This window comes from Microbacterium caowuchunii, assembly GCF_008727755.1.
Classification (GTDB): domain Bacteria; phylum Actinomycetota; class Actinomycetes; order Actinomycetales; family Microbacteriaceae; genus Microbacterium; species Microbacterium caowuchunii.
The window spans coordinates 1542032-1559166 of the sequence record NZ_CP044231.1 but is presented as its reverse complement, the minus strand read 5'-3'; the positions used below and the strand labels follow the sequence as shown (position 1 = coordinate 1559166).

Below are 17135 nucleotides of genomic sequence, written 5' to 3'. Positions count from 1 at the left end.
CGACGAAAGCCCCGCCGGAGCGGGGCTTTCGAGGCGGCGGGATTACTTGCCGAAGTTCTTGAAGCGCTGGTTGAACTTCTCGACGCGACCGGCCGAGTCCATGATGCGCTGCTTGCCCGTGTAGAACGGGTGCGACGCGGAGGAGATCTCGACGTCGATGACGGGGTACTCGACGCCGTCGAGCTCGACCGTCTTGTCGCTGGTCACGGTGGAACGCGTGAGGAAGGTCTCACCGGAGCCCAGGTCGCGGAAAACGACGGCGTGGTAGCCGGGGTGGATGTCAGTCTTCATGGGGATTCCTTGCAGGAGTGTGCGTCAGAAATAAATCTTCGGTGCGTGACGCACCAAGGGTCGAGTCTATCAGGTCGGAGGCGGATCACCCGCATCCGGTCAGCGCGCGGCGCGTGCCGCGTACCGGCCGCCGTCCTCGCTCACCGTGATGGGCATTCCGAACGCCTCGGAGAGGTTCTCCGCGGTGAGGGTCTCCGGGATCGGTCCGGCCGCCACGACGGCGCCTGCTCGGAGCAGGAGCAGATGGGTGAATCCCACCGGGATCTCCTCGACGTGGTGCGTGACCATGACCATCGCCGGAGTGGTCGGGGCCTGTGCGTATCCGCCGAGGAGCTCCAGCAGCTCCTCCCGGGCGCCGAGGTCGAGACTCGCGGTCGGCTCGTCCAGCAGGAGCAGTTCGGGGTCGGTCATCACCGCACGGGCGATCTGCACCCGCTTCTGCTCCCCGTCGGAAAGCGTCCCGAAGGTGCGGTCCGCCAGGTGCTCGAGCTTCCACTCGGCCAGAACGCGCAGCGCACGGCGCTCGTCGATACGGTCGTACTCCTCGTTCCAGCGCCCCATCACGGAGTACGCCGCGGTGAGCACGACGTTGAGGACGGTCTCCTCCGCCGGGATCCGCTTCGCCATCGCGGACGAGGCGAACCCGATCCGCGGACGGAGCTCGAACACGTCTGTGCGCCCCAGCCGCTCGCCGAGGATGGTGACCACGCCGGAGGTGGGGTGATCGAGGCTCGCCGCCAGCTGGAGGATGGTCGTCTTGCCCGCGCCGTTCGCGCCGAGCACCACCCACCGCTGATCATCGTCCACCCGCCAGTCGAGGTGCGAAACGATGTCCTTGGCGTTGCGGCGGACGACGACGTCGGAGAAATCCAGCACCTGCGGCATGCGACCCAGCCTACCGGGCCGCCGCACGCGGATGCCGCGCGGCGCGGGTCACCGCGCGTCGGCCACCGAGCGGTAGAGACGCTCGGTCTGCTCCGCGATCCGCGCCCAGCTGAACTCCTCCGCCGCCCGGCGGCGGCCGGCCTCGCCGTACGCGCGGGCACGTGCCGGATCCGCCACCACCTCGGTGAGGACCCGGGCGAGATCCGCGACGAACACGTCCGGGTCGACGGGGGTGCCCGTGCCGTCCTGCACCTGGTCGATCGGGACGAGGCGTCCCGTGACGCCGTCCGCGACCACTTCCGGGATACCCCCGGTCGCCGTCCCCACCACCGCGGCGCCGCAGGCCATGGCCTCCAGGTTGACGATGCCGAGCGGCTCGTACACCGAGGGGCAGACGAACGTGGTGGCCGCGGTGAGCACGGCGCACAGCTCGTGCCGCGGCAGGTGGCGGTCGATCCACACCACTCCCTCGCGGGTCTGCTGCAGCTCGCGCACCAGCGTCTCGACCTCGGCCATGATCTCGGGAGTGTCCGGCGCGCCCGCACACAGCACGAGCTGTACGTCCGGCGGCAGCATCCGCGCGGCGCGCAGGAGGTAGGGCAGGCCCTTCTGCCGGGTGATGCGCCCGACGAAGACGACCGACGGACGGGCCGGATCGATCCCGAGGGCGGTCAGCACCTCGGGGTCCTCGACCGGATGCCACGCTTCGACGTCGATCCCGTTGTAGATCACATGGACCTTCGCGGGGTCCACCTGCGGATAGCTGCGGAGGATGTCCGCCCGCATGCCTCCGCTCACCGCGATGACGGCGGCCGCCGATTCGTACGCCGTCTTCTCCACGAAGCTCGACACGGCGTAGCCGCCGCCCAGCTGCTCGGCCTTCCATGGCCGCAGCGGCTCCAGGCTGTGGGCCGAGACGATGTGCGGGATGCCGTGCAGGAGCGAGGCGAGGTGGCTCGCGAAGTTCGCGTACCAGGTGTGGCTGTGCACGACATCCGCTCCGGCGACGTCGCCGACCATCTCGAGGTCGGTGCCGAGCGTCTGGACTGCGGGGTTCGCGTCGCGAAGCTCCACGGGCACGCCGTACGCGGTGGTGCCCGGTTCGTCCCGTGGCGCGCCGAAGGCCCGCACGCGAACGTCGATGCGTTCGCGCAGTGCTTTGACGAGCTCCGCGACGTGCACACCTGCGCCGCCGTAGACCTCGGGCGGATACTCTTTCGTCATGATGTCCACACGCATGTCAAGGACGCTAGTACACCCCCTGGGTGGGCAATAGTCTGGGGCAATGCCGGCCACACCAAAGGTTTTCGGGATCATCCTCGCCGGCGGCGAGGGCAAGCGTCTCATGCCCCTCACCGCCGATCGGGCCAAGCCCGCCGTCCCCTTCGGGGGGCAGTACCGATTGATAGATTTCGCGATCTCGAACCTCATCAACTCGGGCCTGCAGCAGATCGTCGTCCTGACGCAGTACAAGTCGCACAGCCTGGACCGGCACATCTCCCAGACGTGGCGGATGTCGCCGATGCTCGACGCCTACGTGGCCTCGGTGCCGGCGCAGCAGCGCCTCGGCAAGCGCTGGTTCTCCGGTTCCGCCGACGCCATCCTGCAGAGCCTCAACCTGATCAACGACGAGAAGCCGGACATCGTGGTGGTGGTGGGGGCCGATCACGTGTACCGGATGGACTTCCGCCAGATGCTGGACGCCCACATCGAGTCGTCCGCCCGCGCCACCGTCGCCGGCATCCGTCAGCCCATCGGTCTGGCGGATCAGTTCGGCGTCATCGACGTGCAGCCCGACGATCCGACCCGCATCCGCGAGTTCCTGGAGAAGCCGCAGAACCCGACGGGGCTGGCCGACAGCCCGCACGAGGTGCTGGCCTCCATGGGCAACTACATCTTCGACACGGATGCGCTCATCGAGGCCGTGATGGCCGACGGGGAGCTCCCCACCTCGAACCACGACATGGGCGGCGACATCGTCCCCTACTTCGTCGACCGAGGTGAAGCGGGCGTGTACGACTTCATCCGCAACGACGTCCCCGGATCCACGGACCGCGACCGGGCGTACTGGCGCGACGTCGGCACGATCGAGTCGTTCTACGACGCCCACCTCGATCTGATCTCGACGCTGCCCGTCTTCAACCTCTACAACATGCAGTGGCCCATCCACTCGCAGTTGGTGAACTCCCCGCCGGCGAAGTTCGTACGGGATGCGGTCGGCCGCATCGGCAACTCGATCGACTCGATCGTCTCGCTCGGCTCCGTCCTGTCCGGAACCCATCTGGAGCGCAGCGTGGTCGGCCCCTGGACCCTCGCGGGCGGCGGATCGACCATCACCGACTCCGTGCTCTTCGAACGCGTGCGGGTCGGCGCTGGCGCCCGCATCCATCGGGCGATCCTCGACAAGAACGTGGTGCTGGCGGACGGCGCGACCGTGGGCGTGGACCGGGAACGGGACCTCTCCCGGGGGTTCACCGTGACCGACTCGGGCATCACCGTGGTCGGGAAGGGCATACGGATCGAGGCCTGATGCCGCTCCGCGACACGGTGGGCGAACAGGCGTGCCGGGCTTCGCTACGGTGGAGGTGTGCAGCGCTCCCCCGTCCGGTCCCTCGTCGTCCTGGACGCCGATTCCACCCTCATCCGGAACGAGGTGATCGAGCTCCTCGCTGATGAAGCAGGGCGTGGAGCGGAGGTCGCCGCAGCCACCGAGGCCGCGATGCGCGGCGAGGTCGATTTCGCGGAGAGTCTCCGCAGCCGCGTGGCCGAGCTGCGCGGCGTACCGACCTCATCCTTCGCACGGGTCAGGGATCGCGTCGAACCGACCCCCGGTGTCCGGGAACTGATCGCCGCCGTCCACGAGCGCGGCGGGATCGTGGCCGTCGTCTCGGGCGGGTTCCACGAGATCCTCGACGGCCTGGCACCGGAGCTCGGCGTCGACGTATGGCGGGCGAACCGGCTGCAGGCCGCGGACGGGCTGCTCACCGGTGAGGTCCTCGGAGAGATCGTCGACGCGGAGGGCAAGGCTCGGGCGCTGCGTGAGTGGACGACGCAGTACGGCATCGACCCGCGCTGCACGATCGCCGTGGGCGACGGGGCGAACGATCTGCGGATGATGGCAGCGGCGGGCCTGGGGGTCGCGTTCAACGCCAAGCCCGCAGTCCGGGCGCAGGCCGACCTCGTCATCGGGCGCGCCGACCTGCGCGACGTGATCCCGCTCCTCCCCTGACAACGGGGGAGCGCGCGGACGGACCGTCCCCGGGTGATGTCGGACCCCCTTCGTAGAGTGAGGGCATGACCTCACACGGCAGGATCGGGTTCGGCGATGCGGATGCCGCGACGCTGGCCGGGATCCTGCACGAGGTCCAGTCGGCGCAGGCTGAGATCGAGGCCGCGCAGGCACGGGTGACGCGCGGTCTCGCTCGGGCGCTGACGCTCGCCCAGGCACAGTCCCGGGGCGCGTCCGCACAGGTGAAGAGCCGGGACATGGCACTGCGGGCGATCGCGGCGGAGATCGCCGCGGTCACGCGCAGCACCGACAGGTCCGTACAGCGCCGCATCGGCGCGACGCTGCGGTCGTCGTGGACGGATTCCCCGCCACCATGGACGCGTGGGAGGACGGTCGGATCACGCGCGCACATGTGCTGCTGATCACCGACCTCGGCGGGCCACTGCCGCCCGACGCGCGTGCCGCGTTCGAGGAGATCGCACTGCCGCGGTGTGAAGACGAGGTCGCCGGCCGACTGCGCGGCGAGCTCGGCATCGTCGCGGAACGCCTGCACCCACGCAGTCTCACCGAGCGGCATGCCGAGGCGCGCGAGGACCGCTGCGTGACCACGTTCCCCCTACGGGACGGCCTGTCCGGACTGAACATCATCGGCCCGACCGTGCTGATCGAGGCCGTCTACGATCGCGTCACCACCCAGGGCGGCGAGGTGATCGATGCTCGCGCTGCGGCGCAGGCGCGAGTCCGGGGCCGCGCTGCAGCCGGAGCATCCGACGTGTCTCCCGTTTCGCCCACGCAGGACGACATCCTGGCCTCCGACAGTCGATCCCTCGACCATATCCGTGCGGACCTCCTGCTCGACATGCTGCTCACCGCACAGCCCGGAGCCGACCCCACCCGTACCGACGACGGACCCGGCACCCTCGGCGCCATCCGCGCCAAAGTCCAGGTCGTCGTCCCCGCACTCACCCTTCTCGGTGCCGACCAACACCCGGCCGACCTGGTCGGACGGGCACCCATCGACGCCGAAACGGCACGCACGCTCGCCGGTGCCACCCCGGAACCATGGACGCGCGTGCTCACGCACCCGGTCTCGGGTGCCGTGCTCGCCACCGACACGAGGTTCGCGGAGGCTCCGCTGCGGAACTTCCTCCAGGCCCGCGACAGGCACTGCCGATTCCCGGGCTGCCGGGTACCCGCCATCCGCTGCGAAACCGATCACACCCTCGATCACGCCCAGGGTGGGAAGACCTGCGTGGACAACAGCGCGGAGCTCTGCCAGCGCCACCACTCCATGAAGCAATTCACCGCCTGGCAAGTCCGGCAACTGGGCGACGGGCTCCTCGAATGGACCTCGCCCCTCGGGCACAGCTACATCGACCAACCGCCCGCACCGACGGTGCACTTCGTGCCGGATCTCGACGACCCGGGTGCGAGGGAGCAGTCCGCCCGCCTCCGAAGCCCACCCCGCCACGGACGCGCTTCGCCGATCCGCCACCGTTCTGAGCACAGCTCGATCCCGTCCGGCGTGGCGCGTGGGCCTGAGCGCACCGCCACCCCGCCCCGCTCCCCTCCGGCACGGCGCACTGACCGAGCCACCAGGTACGCGCCGTTCCGACTGAGGCGGATGTCGGCGCCACGGCGTAGCGTTCGCCCATGGACATCCTGCTGATCCCCGGACTCTGGTTGGACGCCTCCTCCTGGAACGACGTCCTCCCCACGCTGCAAGACGCCGGTCACAGACCGGTCCCGCTCACGATGCCGGGGCTCGGCCTCCCGGCCCCCGAGTCGGCCGACATCGGCATCACCGACTGGGTGGATGCCGTGACCTCGGAGATCGACCGCCGCGCCGACCCCGTGGTGCTCGTCGCGCACAGCGGCGGCGGCAACGTCGCCTGGGGCGCCGTCGACGCACGACCGGATCGTGTCGCCCGCGTCGTGCTCGTGGACACGGTCCTGCCCGCAGACGGCGGGAGCATCTCGGAGTTCCCGCTCGTCGACGGCGTCGTGCCGTTCCCGGATTGGGAGACGTTCGACGCCCCGGACACCGCCGACCTGGATACGCCGACCCGGGAACGGATCGTCGCGATGACGGCGTCGGTCCCCGGCCGGGTACCGACCGATCCCCTCCCGCTCACCGACGAGCGACGTCACCGGGTTCCGGTCACGATCCTTTCCGGGGCGCTCGACGACGCGCAGCTACGCACCATGCTGCGCGAGTGGCCACGGTATGCCGCCGAGCTGGACGCGGTCGTCGAGGTGGACGTCATCCCACTCGGATCGGGCCATTGGCCGCAGTACTCCATGCCGACGCGTCTCGGCGAGGCGATCGTCACCGCCGTGGACGGAGGCACGTGAACGGCCGACAGCCGGCGCCATGTCGCCGCTACGGGGCTGAGCGGGTCAGTGCCCCATCCCGAGTCCACCATCCACGGGGATGACGGCACCGGAGATGTAAGCGGCGTCGTCGGATGCGAGCCAGGCGACCACACCCGCGACCTCGGCCGGCGTGGCGAAGCGTCCGGCCGGGATGTTGCGCTTGTACTCGGCCTGGGTCTCCTCGGGGAGGGCCGCAGTCATGTCGGTCTCGATGAATCCCGGCGCCACGACGTTCGCCGTGATCCCGCGGGAGCCGAGCTCGCGGGTGAGGGATCGGGCGAAACCGACCAGCCCGCTCTTCGAGCTCGCGTAGTTGATCTGACCGGCCGAACCATAGAGGCCGACGACGCTCGAGATGAGGATGACCCGGCCCCAGCGGGCGCGGAGCAGCCCCTTCGCGGCGCGTTTGACGACGCGGAAGGTACCGCCCAGGTTCGTCGAGACCACGTCGTCGAAGTCCTCTTCACTCATCCGCAGAAGCAGGGTGTCGCGGGTGATCCCCGCGTTCGCCACGACGATCTGCACCGGTCCGAGCTTCTCCTCGACCTCGGTGTACGCAGCATCCAGCGACGCGGCGTCGGTCACGTCCGCACGTACCGTGAGCGCGCCCTCCGGTCCCTCCCCCGAGCGTGCGGTCACGGCCACACGGTACCCGTCCGCGACGAACCGCTCGGCGATCGCACGGCCGATACCGCGGTTGCCTCCGGTGACCAGCACGACGCGTTCGGTGGACATGGTGGTACTCCTCGGTTCGGGGACGACGCGGTCTCCCAGCCTATCCAGGTGTGCGGTGCGCGCCGCCGCGTTTGACAGCGCCAGATGGTAACGGGACCCTGGGAACAGTCAACGAAAGGTATCCCCGTGAGCGACCCGACCCCCGAGAACCCCGTTCCGCCGGCAACGCCCCCGGCCAACCCGTCCACGCCGCCGACCCCGCCGCCCACGGCTCCGCCGACTGCTCCGCCCGCCGCCCCGCAGCAGCCCCAGCAGCCCCAGCAGCAGACCGCCGCCTATCCCCCGCCGCCGTCCTACGGCGAGCAGAACGCCGCTCCCCAGGGCTACCCGGGCCAGACCGGATACGCGCCCCCGACGTACCCCGGCTCGGGCTACACGCCTTACCCGGCCGCGCCCAAGACGAACGTCCTGGCCATCGTCTCGCTGATCGCGTCCATCGCGAACTTCGTCATCCTGCCCTTCGTTGGGGCGCTGGCGGGTGTCATCACCGGACACATCTCCCTCAAGCAGCTCAAGACGAGCGGCGAGAACGGCCGCGGGATGGCCCTCGCCGGCACCATCGTCGGATGGGTGGGCCTGGCGCTCAGCATCCTCGGGATCATCGCCGTCATCCTCTACTTCACCTGGTTCTTCACGATGATCGAGAGCACCGGCGGGTACTACGACTACAGCTGACAGCCGGGGCTTCTTCACGGGGTACCGGCGTAGGCTGGATGCACCGTGAAGAAGCCCTCCCCGCCGCAGTCGGCCACATCGTTGCCGCGCGCTCCGCGCGACGATTCCGGCGCGCGGTTGGCCAAGTACATGACGATGATGGGCATCCGCATCGCCTGCTTCGTCGCCATGGTCCTGATCACCCCGTACGGCTGGTACACCTGGATCTTCGCCTCCGGTGCGGTCTTCCTCCCGTATCTCGCCGTCGTCGTTGCCAACGTCGGACAGGACGGGCGCAGCTCGCGCGCCCAGCGCCCCGAACGGATGCTGGAGACCGGGCCACCCGCTCCGGCCGAGCCGCGACCCGCGCCCCCAGAACAGCCTCGTGTGATCCGGCTCGAGGAATCTCCTCCCCGGGAGCCGGAGGCGTGAGCGACGCGACGTGCTCACGTGCCGGCTGCCGCGACGGGGCGGCGTGGCGGATCGAATGGCGCAACCCCCGCATCCATACCCCGGAGCGCCGGAAGACCTGGGTCGCCTGTGACGCCCACGTCGACTACCTGCGGGGTTTCCTCACGTCCCGGTCGTTCCCGATCGATGTCTCGCCCCTGTCCGATCCGGAGCCCCACCGATGAACCTCAAGACCGCCACGCCTGCCGTCCGCTGGAGCGTGTACGGGCTCGTCGGCGTACTGTTCGCCGTCGTCTGCGTCTTCCTGGCCGATTGGCAGTTCTCCCGCAACGATGAACGCAGCGCACAGCTGGCGCTCGTCGAACGGAACTACGACGCCGCCCCGGTCGCCCTCGACGTCGCGGTCTCGGCCGACGGGTCCTTCGATCCCGAGCGGGAGTGGCAGCCCGTCGCGCTGACCGGGACGTACCTCACGGAGGACGAGCTGGTCGTCCGGAACCGGCCGCACGGCGGCACCTCCGCGTTCGAGGTCCTCACGCCCTTCCGCACCGACGACGGCCGCATCGTCATCGTCGACCGAGGCTGGGTTCCGCCGGCCGAGTCCGGGGAAGGAACCGCCGACATCCCGGCTCCCCCGGAGGGGGAGATCACCGTCGTGGTCCGGCTGCGACCGAGCGAGCCGCTGCCCCCGTCCGGCCGCAGCGCGCCGGCCGGACAGGTCCCGACGATCCACCTCCCGCTCATCGCGGGTAGCACCGGGTCCGCCACCGTGACCTCCGCCTACGGCATCCTCGCGGCCGAGGATGCCGTGTCCGAGACGCCCGTCCCCCTGACGCCGCCGTCCGAGGACCCGGGCCCACATCTGTCCTACGCGGTCCAGTGGATCCTCTTCGCGATCATGGGGTTCGTGTTCATCGGCTACATCATCCGCACCGAACTGCGCCATCGCGCGGAGGACGCGCAGGGCACGCAAGACGACGCACCGCACCCGGATGCACCCGCGGAGACCGTCGCCCGAGCATCCCGGGATGAGGCGCGGCCGTCACGACGAGGGCGCGCCGCCCGCCGTCCCGATCAGGACATGGCGGACGAGGACGAACTCCTCGATCGCGTCGACTACTGACGCCCGATCGCGCCGACTCCTGACGTTCGACCGCGTCGGCTGCCGACCGGCGGAACGCTCAGGCGAGCGTGATCAGGTCGATGTAGTCACGACCCCAGATGTCTTCGACACCATCGGGCAGGATGAGGACGCGCTCCGGGTTGAGCGCCTGTACGGCGCCCTCGTCGTGCGAGACGAGGACCACGGCGCCCTCGTAGTGCGCGAGCGCATCCAGGATCTCCTCGCGCGAGGCGGGATCAAGGTTGTTGGTCGGCTCGTCCAGCAGCAGCATGTTGGCGCTCGAGACGACGAGGGTCGCGAGCGACAGACGGGTCTTCTCCCCGCCGGAGAGCACACCGGCGGGCTTGAGCACATCATCGCCCGTGAACAGGAACGAGCCGAGCACCTTGCGGGCCTCCGTCGCCGTGATGTTCGGGGCGGCGGACATCATGTTCTCCAGCACGGAGCGGTCCACGTCGAGGTTCTCGTGCTCCTGGGCGTAGTACCCGACCTTGAGCCCGTGGCCCGGCTCGATCACACCGGTGTCCGGCTCGTCCACGCCGGCGAGCATGCGCAGCAGGGTCGTCTTGCCGGCACCGTTGAGCCCCAGGACCACGACCTTCGAGCCGCGGTCGATCGCGAGGTCCACATCGGTGAAGATCTCGAGCGAACCGTACGACTTCGACAGCCCCCGCGCCATGAGCGGCGTCTTGCCGCACGGCGCCGGCTTCGGGAACCGGAGCTTGGCGACCCTGTCCTCCTGGCGCACGTCGTCGAGACCGGAGAGCATCTTCTCCGCACGCGCGACCATCTGGTGGGCGGCGGCGGCCTTCGAGGCCTTCGCACCGAACCGTGCTGCCTGCAGCTGGAGGGCGGTGGCCTTCTTCTCGACGTTCACGCGCTCCTTCTTGCGGCGCTCCTCGTCGGCCACCCGCTGACGCAGGTAGTTCTTCCAGTTCATGTTGTAGATGTCGATGACCTGGCGGTTGGCGTCCAAGTAGAAGACGCGGTTGACCGTCTCGCCGACGAGTTCGACATCGTGACTGATCACGATGAGCCCGCCCTTGTAGTTCTTGAGGAACTCACGCAGCCACACGACGCTGTCCGCGTCCAGGTGGTTGGTCGGTTCGTCGAGGATCATCGTGTCCGCATCCGAGAACAGGATGCGCGCCAGCTCGATACGGCGGCGCTGGCCGCCCGAGAGGGTCTTCAACGGCTGCTCGAGGATGCGGTCCGGGAGCGAGAGGTTGTGCGCGATGGACGCGGCCTCCGCCTCCGCGGCATAACCGCCCAGTCCTTCGAAGCGCTCGGTGAGGGTGCCGTATCGGCGCATAGCCTGCTCGGCCACCGCGGGATCGTCGTCCCCCATCGCCAGAGACGCCTCGTGCATGCCCAGCGCCAGCGTCCCGAGTCCGCGCGCATCGAGGATGCGGGTGCGCGCCAGCATCTCCGGGTCGCCCGTGCGGGGGTCCTGCGGCAGGTAGCCGAGCTCGCCGCTGCGGTCGATCGAACCGTCGGAGGGCAACAGGTCGCCGGCGAGGACCTTGGTCAGGGTCGTCTTTCCCGCACCGTTGCGTCCCACGAGACCGATCTTGTCGCCCCTTCCCACTCGGAAGGACACGTCGGACATGAGCACGCGGGCGCCCACGCGAATCTCGAGGTCGTGCACGGCGAGCACAGCGTTGGTCCGATCGTTCAGGGAGGGGAGGTGGCCGAAGGGCCTCGTCGATTCTACCGGGGGCGCAGCTGGGAGAGCGGACGGAGCCGGCGCATGCACGATCCGGACAAAGAACGACCGTGACCTCCGGCGTCGCCCCACTCGGGGAGGCGCCGATCCGCGCCCTAGGATGAGTCGCGACGCCCAGCGCTCCATGCACCGGGCCCGACGCCTAGGAGATCCATGTCCGTCGCCGTACCTGCATCCGACCGCCGTGTGCTCGCCGACCTGGTGGCGCGCCCCTCGACCCGCGTCCGCGCCCTGGCCGTCGATGCTGCGCTGGTGCTCACCGGCGTCGCCGTCGTGGCGCTGTTGGCCAAGGTGTCCTTCTTCGTGGGCCCGGTCCCCATCACCGGCCAGACGGCGGGCGTCATCCTCGTCGGCGCCGCTCTCGGTGCGCGCCGCGGCGCGGCCGCACTCACGACCTATCTTCTGGCCGGTCTCGCCGGCCTGCCGGTCTTCGCCGGTGTGGCGGCCGGACCCGCCTACGTGCTCTCCCCCTCCTTCGGCTTCATCCTCGGCTTCATCCCCGCCGCCTTCGTCGCGGGATGGTTCGCGCAGCGCGCCTGGGACCGCAAGCCCGTCCTCGCCTTCCTCGGCTTCGTCGCGGCGAGCATCGTCCCGTTCCTGATCGGCGTCCCGTACATGGCGGCGATCCTCGGACTGGTCCTCGGCGAGCAGGTGAGCGTGGCCGGCGTGATGGCTGCCGGCGTCCTGCCGTTCATCGTGCCGGGCCTGATCAAGGCAGCGGCGGTGGCGCTCCTCGTCCCGGCCGCATGGGGACTCGTGCGTGCCGTGGACCGCTCGCGCTGATCACCCCCCGCTGACGACGAAGCCCCGACCTCACCGGTCGGGGCTTCGTCGTGAACGGGACCGCTCAGTCGCCGACGACCTGCGCGAGGGCGTCGACGTAGGCGTCGAGACCCCAGGCGACGGAGAGCGCGGTGGGGGGCGACATCGAGGCGACCTCCGCCTCGCCCACGATCTGCACGACCTTCCCGGCGGCGACCTGCGGAAGCAGCGCGGCCTGGTCGGAGGCCAGGAAGGCGTCCATCTGCTCCTGGCTGTCCGCGTAGGCGATCAGCACGTCGCTCGTGAGCCGATCGAGGTTCTCGTACCCGAGCGTGTAGTAGAACGTGGCCTCACCCGTGTCGAGCTCGGAGACGCTCGGAGCCGTCGTGAACCCGAGGTCCTCGATGAACTCGACCCGCGGGTCGGCCGGCAGGTACACGTAGAAGGTTCCGGCCGTGTCCCACACCTGGGCGACGGTGTTCTCCGCGAACGCCGGGTTCTCCGCCGCCTTCGCGGCGATGTCCTCCTCGATGCCGGCGATGACCTCGTCCGCGGCCGCCTCCGCGCCCAGCGCCTGGCCGGTGATCGTGATCACGTCGCGCCAGGGCGTCGACCACGCGGTCTCGGGATAGGCCACCACCGGGATCCCCAGACCCGTCAGCTGCTGGTACTCGTCCTCGGTGAGGCCGGAGTAAGGGGCGAGGAACAGGTCAGGGTCGGCGGCGGCGACCGCTTCGATCGGGACCTCGTTCGTCGACGAATCGAGCACGATGGGGGTCTGCGCGTCCAAGGACTCGAGCTCGTCCGCGATCCAGGGCAGCACCCCGTCCTCGTCGCCGCCGTACGGCTGCGCCGGGATCGCGACCGGCACCTCGCCGAGTGCCAGTACGGCGTCCGCCGCGCCCCAGCCCCACGTCACGATGCGCTCGGGTTTCGACTCGATGACGGTCTCGCCGAAGGCGTGCGCGATCGTGACCGGGAAGCCGTCGGCGCCGGCCTCCCCCGGCGAAGTTGCGGCCGGGCTCGAGGCGCCGCCGGAGCAGCCGGCGAGGGCGAGGACGGCGGCGGCTGCCACGGTCGCCGCGAAGCCGGCGCGGATGCGGGTCAGGGACATGAGCATTCCTTTCGATGGGGTCGTGTGGGTCAGGCCGGATCGCCGGCGGCATGGGCGCCGTCGGGGATCGGGATGACGAGGGGGGTTCCGGTGAGGGGATCCGGCATCACGAGCGCTTCGAGGCCGAACGCCACCCGGAGCACCTCGGCGGTCAGGACGTCGGCGGGCCGCCCCTGGGCGAGGATCCCCCCTTCGGCCATCACCACGAGGTCGTCGGCGTACCGCGCTGCGAGGTTGAGGTCGTGCAGGACGGCGACGACCGTTGTGCCGCGGACCCGGTTGAGCCGGCGCACGAGGTCCAGGACCTCGAGCTGATGGCTGAGGTCGAGGAAGGTGGTCGGCTCGTCCAGGAGCAGGATGCGTGGGTCCTGCGCGAGCGCCATCGCCACCCAGGCACGCTGCCTCTGCCCGCCGGACAGTTCGCCCACGGCCCGGTCGGCCAGATCGGTGAGCCCGGTCGCGAGCATCGCGGCATCCACCGCTTCCTGGTCGGCGTCGGTCCAGCGCCCGAGCAACCCTCGGTGCGGATACCGGCCGCGCGAGACGAGGTCGCCCACGCGCAGCCCGTCCGGCGCGGTCGGCTGTTGCGGCAGGATGCCGAGCCGGCGGGCGAGCGCGCGGCGCGGGACCGTGCGGATGTCGACCTCGTCGATGGTGACGGCACCGCCGAGGGGCGGCAGCAATCGGGCGAGCGTGCTCAGCAGGGTCGACTTACCGCTCGCGTTCGCGCCGATGATGATGGTCACCCGGCCGGGTGCCACATCGAGGTCCAGCTGCTCGATCACCCGGCGATCGGGGTACCCGGCGGCCAGACCCCGCGCCCGCAACACGGGGAGGTCCGCATGCTCGCTGGTCATACGCGTGTTCCTTTCGAGGTGGCCAGCAGCCACAGCAGATAGGGGGCGCCGATCGCCCCGGTCACGACGCCCACGGGCACGGACACCCCGGGCAGCGCGTGCTGGGCGATCAGGTCCGCCGCGACGAGGATGGCGGCGCCCAGGACGGCGCTGGTCCCGAGCGCCGGGGAGCCGCGCCCGACGAGGCTCCGGGCCATGGCGGGCGCGCCGAGCGCGATGAACGCGACCGGCCCGATGAAGGCCGTGCTGGCGGCGGCGAGGAGGACGGCGATCGCGACGACACCGGTCCGCACGAGCGCCGGGCGTAGTCCGAGGCCCATGGCCGAGGGGTCGCCGAGTTCGATGACGGGGAGCACCCGCCCGGCCGCGACGGCCGCGGGTACGCACAGCGCCAGCACCACGGCCAGGATGAACACGTCCCGCCACAGCGTCGCCCCGAAGCTGCCGGTGATCCAGACGAACGCCGACTGCGCATCGTTCACCTGCGCGCGCTTGATCAGGTAGCCGATGACCGCGGCGCAGAGGAACGAGATCCCGACACCGGCCAGGACGATCCGGTAGCCGCCGTCCGCGAGGCGTCGTGCGGCGCCGAGCAGGATCGCGGCCACGACGAGTCCGCCGAGGAAGGCGAAGCCGGTGACGCCCCACGCAGGCAGGCCGAGCACGAGGGTCGCGAACACCGCGGCCACGCTCGCCCCGCCGCTGATCCCGAGCAGATCGGGGCTCGCCAGAGGATTACGAAGCAGGGTCTGCAGGAGGGCACCCGCGAGGCCGAGCATGGCGCCGCACACGAGCGCCATCGTGAGCCGGGGCAGGCGGACCTGGGTCACCACGTACTGCTCGATCGGCGTCCCCGCGCCGAGCAGCGCCCTGGCCACCCCACCGGGGGTCAGGGCGTAGTCCCCTACCATCAGGGCGGCCACGGCGACGAGCAGGGCGACCCCCGCGACGACGCCCGTGATGCGCAGCGTGCGGCGCCGCCCGCGCGCGCGCACCGCGGCGATGCCGCTCACAGCGTCACCATCCGGCGGCGCAGCACCAGCGTCATGAGCACGGGTGCGCCCAGGAACGCGACGACGAGCCCCGCCTCCAACTCGGCCGGGGCGACGATGGTGCGTCCGATCACATCCGCGACCAGGAGCAGTGTCGCGCCCAGCGGGATCGCGGTGGCGATGATCCACCGGTAGTCGGTACCGACCACGGCCCGAGTCAGGTGCGGCACGACGAGGCCCACGAACACGAGCGGTCCGGCGATGGCGGTCGCGGCACCGCAGAGCAGCACGACGACGCTGATGGCCAGCATCCGGGTGCGCGTGGTGCTGTGGCCGAGCCCACGTGCGGTGGCGTCGCCGAGCGCGAGCAGGTCGAGACTGGATGCGCACAGGAAAGCGACGAGGATCCCGACCAGGATGGGGACGGCCAGCAACTGGGCGACGTCCATGCCCCGACCGGTGAGGGAACCGACGGACCAGAACCGATACACGTTCAGGGCGGTCGTATCCGTGGTGAGGATCAGCATCGAGACGGAGGTGAGACCCGCCGTGATCGCCGCCCCCGTCAGTGCCAGCTTCGCCGGGTCCGCGCCGTCCCGGCCTGTTCCCCCGATCACGTACACGCCGAACGCCGCGACCGCCGCGCCGAGGAACGCGAACCAGACGAAACCGCCCGGCTGCGTGATCCCCGCGAAGGTGATGGCGGCGAGGACCGCGACGGACGCGCCCGCGTTGACGCCGAGCAGGCCGGGGTCGGCCAGCGGGTTGCGGGTGATCCCCTGCATCAGCCCGCCCGCGACCGCAAGCGCCGCGCCCGCGAGGGCGCCGATCACGGTGCGGGGCACACGCTGGGTGAGCACGACGATGTGGTCGGGGTCATCGGCCACGGGATGCAGGAGGGCATCCAGCACCACGCCGGGTGGGATCTCCCGCGCCCCCACGAGCAGGCTCCCGAGGACGGCGACGACGAGGAGTACCGAGCCGCCGGCGAGCAGGGCCGCCCGCCGCATCCGCGGAGTCATTCCTGCCGTTCGGACTGGCCGAGCCGCCAGTAGCCCATGAAGGCGACCCGCTTGCGGTCGACGCCGTGCGTGCTGACCAGCATCCGGCGCAGGAGCTTGACGGTCGCGGACTCCCCCGCCATCCACGCGTAGAACTCCCCCTCCCCTTCTTCGGGGCTGTCCCACAGCAGATCCCGGTCGACGTCGATGTCGGCGAGCTCCTGAGGGCGGGGCGCCGCGGCCGCGGCCAGCACGTCGGCGGATGCGGCGCACCAGGTCTGCAGGGACTCGATGAGCCGGTGTCCGTGCGGCGCTCCCTCACGCGGGACCCACGTGAGGCGGACTCCCGGCCGCGTGTCGAGCGTCAGGACATCCGCCGCGGTGGGCACTTCGACGAATGCGTCGACGTCGGCGGAAGCGTCCAACGACTCCAGGATCGAGCAGATGGCCGGCGCCGCCGTCTCGTCGCCGGCGAGGAGGAGCCGGCGCGCCGTACCCGGATGCCAGTCCAGTCCCGTGTGCGAGTGGGGGCTGTTCTCGTCCGGGCCGATGATGAGGAGCTCGTCGCCCGGGGTGGCCGAGGCTGCCCACGCGCCGGCGGGGCCGGGATCGTGGTGCAGCACGAAGTCGACGTCCAGCCGCTGCCGGGCGGGGTCGAACCGCCGCACGGTGTACGTCCGGAACGGATTGCGCCGGGCCGCGGGCAGGTCCCGCCACCGCGTGTACCAGCTGCCCTCGGCGATCGCGACGGGATCGTTCTGGCCGAGGTCCGCGATGGTGCCGTCCGCGAACGGGATGACGACCTTGATGCGCTGATCCAGTCCCGAGCGACCGAAGTCCGCGAACTCCGGGCCGGAGAAGGTCACCCGAACGAAGCTCGGCGACAGCGTCCGGACCTCCTCGACGCGGGCGGCGTAGGGGCGGTAGGCAGGTCGGACGGCGGTGATCGCGGGGGGCACCCGATAAGGTTAGCCTTGCC

At 70.5% G+C, this 17135-nt stretch carries 20 protein-coding genes; 10 read left to right on the top strand and 10 right to left on the bottom strand.

Translation table 11 applies throughout. The features are described from left to right. Positions 1-42 precede the first annotated feature (42 nt). The 3 genes from F6J84_RS07430 to glgA all read right to left on the bottom strand — a co-directional run bounded on the left by F6J84_RS07430 (position 43) and on the right by glgA (position 2415). A complete protein-coding gene (locus F6J84_RS07430; protein ID WP_150892456.1) occupies positions 43-291 on the bottom strand; it encodes a type B 50S ribosomal protein L31 in 249 nt (82 codons plus the stop codon). Positions 292-390: 99 nt separating this feature from the next. Beyond that, complete coding sequence (locus F6J84_RS07425; protein WP_150972641.1) at positions 391-1176, bottom strand: ABC transporter ATP-binding protein; 786 nt, start codon at positions 1174-1176, stop codon at positions 391-393. Between the two features lie 48 nt (positions 1177-1224). Further along, the gene (gene glgA, locus F6J84_RS07420) at positions 1225-2415 is read right to left on the bottom strand and encodes a glycogen synthase (protein WP_150972639.1); all 1191 of its coding nucleotides are present in this window, start codon (positions 2413-2415) and stop codon (positions 1225-1227) included. A gap of 46 nt (positions 2416-2461) precedes the next feature. On the opposite strand from glgA, the gene glgC reads away from it, so the two are divergent. From glgC to F6J84_RS07395, 5 genes are all read left to right on the top strand, one after another. Next, on the top strand, positions 2462-3706 hold the full coding sequence (glgC, locus tag F6J84_RS07415) for a glucose-1-phosphate adenylyltransferase (protein ID WP_150892453.1): 1245 nt from the start codon (positions 2462-2464) through the stop codon (positions 3704-3706). A gap of 57 nt (positions 3707-3763) precedes the next feature. Beyond that, positions 3764-4405, top strand: coding sequence for a phosphoserine phosphatase SerB (gene serB / locus F6J84_RS07410; RefSeq protein WP_150972637.1), 642 nt, complete (start codon positions 3764-3766; stop codon positions 4403-4405). A 65-nt stretch (positions 4406-4470) separates the two neighbouring features. Next, on the top strand, positions 4471-4827 hold the full coding sequence (locus F6J84_RS07405; protein WP_150972635.1) for a hypothetical protein: 357 nt from the start codon (positions 4471-4473) through the stop codon (positions 4825-4827). Further along, entirely contained in the window at positions 4758-6074 is a 1317-nt protein-coding gene (locus F6J84_RS07400; protein ID WP_191905778.1) for an HNH endonuclease signature motif containing protein, read from the top strand. The genes F6J84_RS07405 and F6J84_RS07400 overlap by 70 nt, the downstream gene beginning before the upstream one ends. Beyond that, positions 6059-6760 carry an alpha/beta fold hydrolase gene (locus F6J84_RS07395; RefSeq protein ID WP_150972631.1) on the top strand — a complete coding sequence of 234 codons (702 nt, stop codon included), beginning with the start codon at positions 6059-6061 and terminating at the stop codon, positions 6758-6760. Before F6J84_RS07400 ends, F6J84_RS07395 begins: the two co-directional genes overlap by 16 nt. Positions 6761-6805: 45 nt before the next feature. Here the strand turns inward: F6J84_RS07395 and F6J84_RS07390 are convergent, their stop codons facing one another. Continuing rightward, entirely contained in the window at positions 6806-7516 is a 711-nt protein-coding gene (locus tag F6J84_RS07390) for a beta-ketoacyl-ACP reductase (protein ID WP_150972629.1), read from the bottom strand. A gap of 126 nt (positions 7517-7642) precedes the next feature. Here F6J84_RS07390 and F6J84_RS07385 point away from each other — a divergent pair, with 126 nt between their 5' ends. The 4 genes from F6J84_RS07385 to F6J84_RS07370 are packed head-to-tail and all read left to right on the top strand — an operon-like array spanning position 7643 to position 9704. Next, positions 7643-8191, top strand: coding sequence for a DUF4190 domain-containing protein (locus F6J84_RS07385; RefSeq protein WP_150972628.1), 549 nt, complete (start codon positions 7643-7645; stop codon positions 8189-8191). Between the two features lie 45 nt (positions 8192-8236). Further along, positions 8237-8602, top strand: coding sequence for a DUF3099 domain-containing protein (locus F6J84_RS07380; protein ID WP_150972627.1), 366 nt, complete (start codon positions 8237-8239; stop codon positions 8600-8602). Then, complete coding sequence (locus F6J84_RS07375; protein ID WP_150892446.1) at positions 8599-8805, top strand: hypothetical protein; 207 nt, start codon at positions 8599-8601, stop codon at positions 8803-8805. Before F6J84_RS07380 ends, F6J84_RS07375 begins: the two co-directional genes overlap by 4 nt. Continuing rightward, positions 8802-9704, top strand: coding sequence for an SURF1 family cytochrome oxidase biogenesis protein (locus F6J84_RS07370; RefSeq protein ID WP_150972626.1), 903 nt, complete (start codon positions 8802-8804; stop codon positions 9702-9704). Before F6J84_RS07375 ends, F6J84_RS07370 begins: the two co-directional genes overlap by 4 nt. 58 nt (positions 9705-9762) lie before the next feature. On the opposite strand, the gene F6J84_RS07365 is transcribed toward F6J84_RS07370, so the two are convergent. Further along, positions 9763-11361 (bottom strand): ABC-F family ATP-binding cassette domain-containing protein, encoded by a 1599-nt coding sequence (locus F6J84_RS07365; protein WP_150972625.1) that lies wholly within the window; start codon positions 11359-11361, stop codon positions 9763-9765. A 222-nt stretch (positions 11362-11583) separates the two neighbouring features. Here F6J84_RS07365 and F6J84_RS07360 point away from each other — a divergent pair, with 222 nt between their 5' ends. Further along, positions 11584-12213 carry a biotin transporter BioY gene (locus tag F6J84_RS07360; protein WP_150972624.1) on the top strand — a complete coding sequence of 210 codons (630 nt, stop codon included), beginning with the start codon at positions 11584-11586 and terminating at the stop codon, positions 12211-12213. A 64-nt stretch (positions 12214-12277) separates the two neighbouring features. On the opposite strand, the gene F6J84_RS07355 is transcribed toward F6J84_RS07360, so the two are convergent. Genes F6J84_RS07355 through F6J84_RS07335 form a run of 5 tightly spaced genes read right to left on the bottom strand, consistent with a single transcriptional unit; the run spans position 12278 to position 17115 of the window. Further along, positions 12278-13306, bottom strand: coding sequence for an ABC transporter substrate-binding protein (locus F6J84_RS07355; protein ID WP_150972623.1), 1029 nt, complete (start codon positions 13304-13306; stop codon positions 12278-12280). Between the two features lie 29 nt (positions 13307-13335). Beyond that, positions 13336-14163, bottom strand: a complete 828-nt coding sequence (locus tag F6J84_RS07350; protein WP_150972622.1) for an ABC transporter ATP-binding protein — start codon at positions 14161-14163, stop codon at positions 13336-13338. Further along, positions 14160-15176, bottom strand: a complete 1017-nt coding sequence (locus tag F6J84_RS07345; protein WP_150972621.1) for a FecCD family ABC transporter permease — start codon at positions 15174-15176, stop codon at positions 14160-14162. The genes F6J84_RS07350 and F6J84_RS07345 overlap by 4 nt, the downstream gene beginning before the upstream one ends. Beyond that, entirely contained in the window at positions 15173-16165 is a 993-nt protein-coding gene (locus tag F6J84_RS07340; protein WP_202980480.1) for a FecCD family ABC transporter permease, read from the bottom strand. The genes F6J84_RS07345 and F6J84_RS07340 overlap by 4 nt, the downstream gene beginning before the upstream one ends. 8 nt (positions 16166-16173) lie before the next feature. Continuing rightward, positions 16174-17115 carry a siderophore-interacting protein gene (locus tag F6J84_RS07335; protein WP_150972618.1) on the bottom strand — a complete coding sequence of 314 codons (942 nt, stop codon included), beginning with the start codon at positions 17113-17115 and terminating at the stop codon, positions 16174-16176. Positions 17116-17135: the final 20 nt, after the last annotated feature.

Excerpts from the sequence above, each read along its gene's own strand:
- F6J84_RS07355 (WP_150972623.1), bottom strand. The coding sequence starts at position 13,306 with ATGTCCCTGACCCGCATCCGCGCCGGCTTCGCGGCGACCGTGGCAGCC.
- F6J84_RS07370 (WP_150972626.1), top strand. The coding sequence starts at position 8,802 with ATGAACCTCAAGACCGCCACGCCTGCCGTCCGCTGGAGCGTGTACGGG.
- F6J84_RS07395 (WP_150972631.1), top strand. The coding sequence starts at position 6,059 with ATGGACATCCTGCTGATCCCCGGACTCTGGTTGGACGCCTCCTCCTGG.
- F6J84_RS07430 (WP_150892456.1), bottom strand. The coding sequence starts at position 291 with ATGAAGACTGACATCCACCCCGGCTACCACGCCGTCGTTTTCCGCGAC.
- F6J84_RS07360 (WP_150972624.1), top strand. The coding sequence starts at position 11,584 with ATGTCCGTCGCCGTACCTGCATCCGACCGCCGTGTGCTCGCCGACCTG.
- F6J84_RS07390 (WP_150972629.1), bottom strand. The coding sequence starts at position 7,516 with ATGTCCACCGAACGCGTCGTGCTGGTCACCGGAGGCAACCGCGGTATC.
- glgC (WP_150892453.1), top strand. The coding sequence starts at position 2,462 with ATGCCGGCCACACCAAAGGTTTTCGGGATCATCCTCGCCGGCGGCGAG.
- F6J84_RS07350 (WP_150972622.1), bottom strand. The coding sequence starts at position 14,163 with ATGACCAGCGAGCATGCGGACCTCCCCGTGTTGCGGGCGCGGGGTCTG.
- F6J84_RS07405 (WP_150972635.1), top strand. The coding sequence starts at position 4,471 with ATGACCTCACACGGCAGGATCGGGTTCGGCGATGCGGATGCCGCGACG.
- glgA (WP_150972639.1), bottom strand. The coding sequence starts at position 2,415 with ATGCGTGTGGACATCATGACGAAAGAGTATCCGCCCGAGGTCTACGGC.
- F6J84_RS07425 (WP_150972641.1), bottom strand. The coding sequence starts at position 1,176 with ATGCCGCAGGTGCTGGATTTCTCCGACGTCGTCGTCCGCCGCAACGCC.
- F6J84_RS07340 (WP_202980480.1), bottom strand. The coding sequence starts at position 16,165 with ATGCGGCGGGCGGCCCTGCTCGCCGGCGGCTCGGTACTCCTCGTCGTC.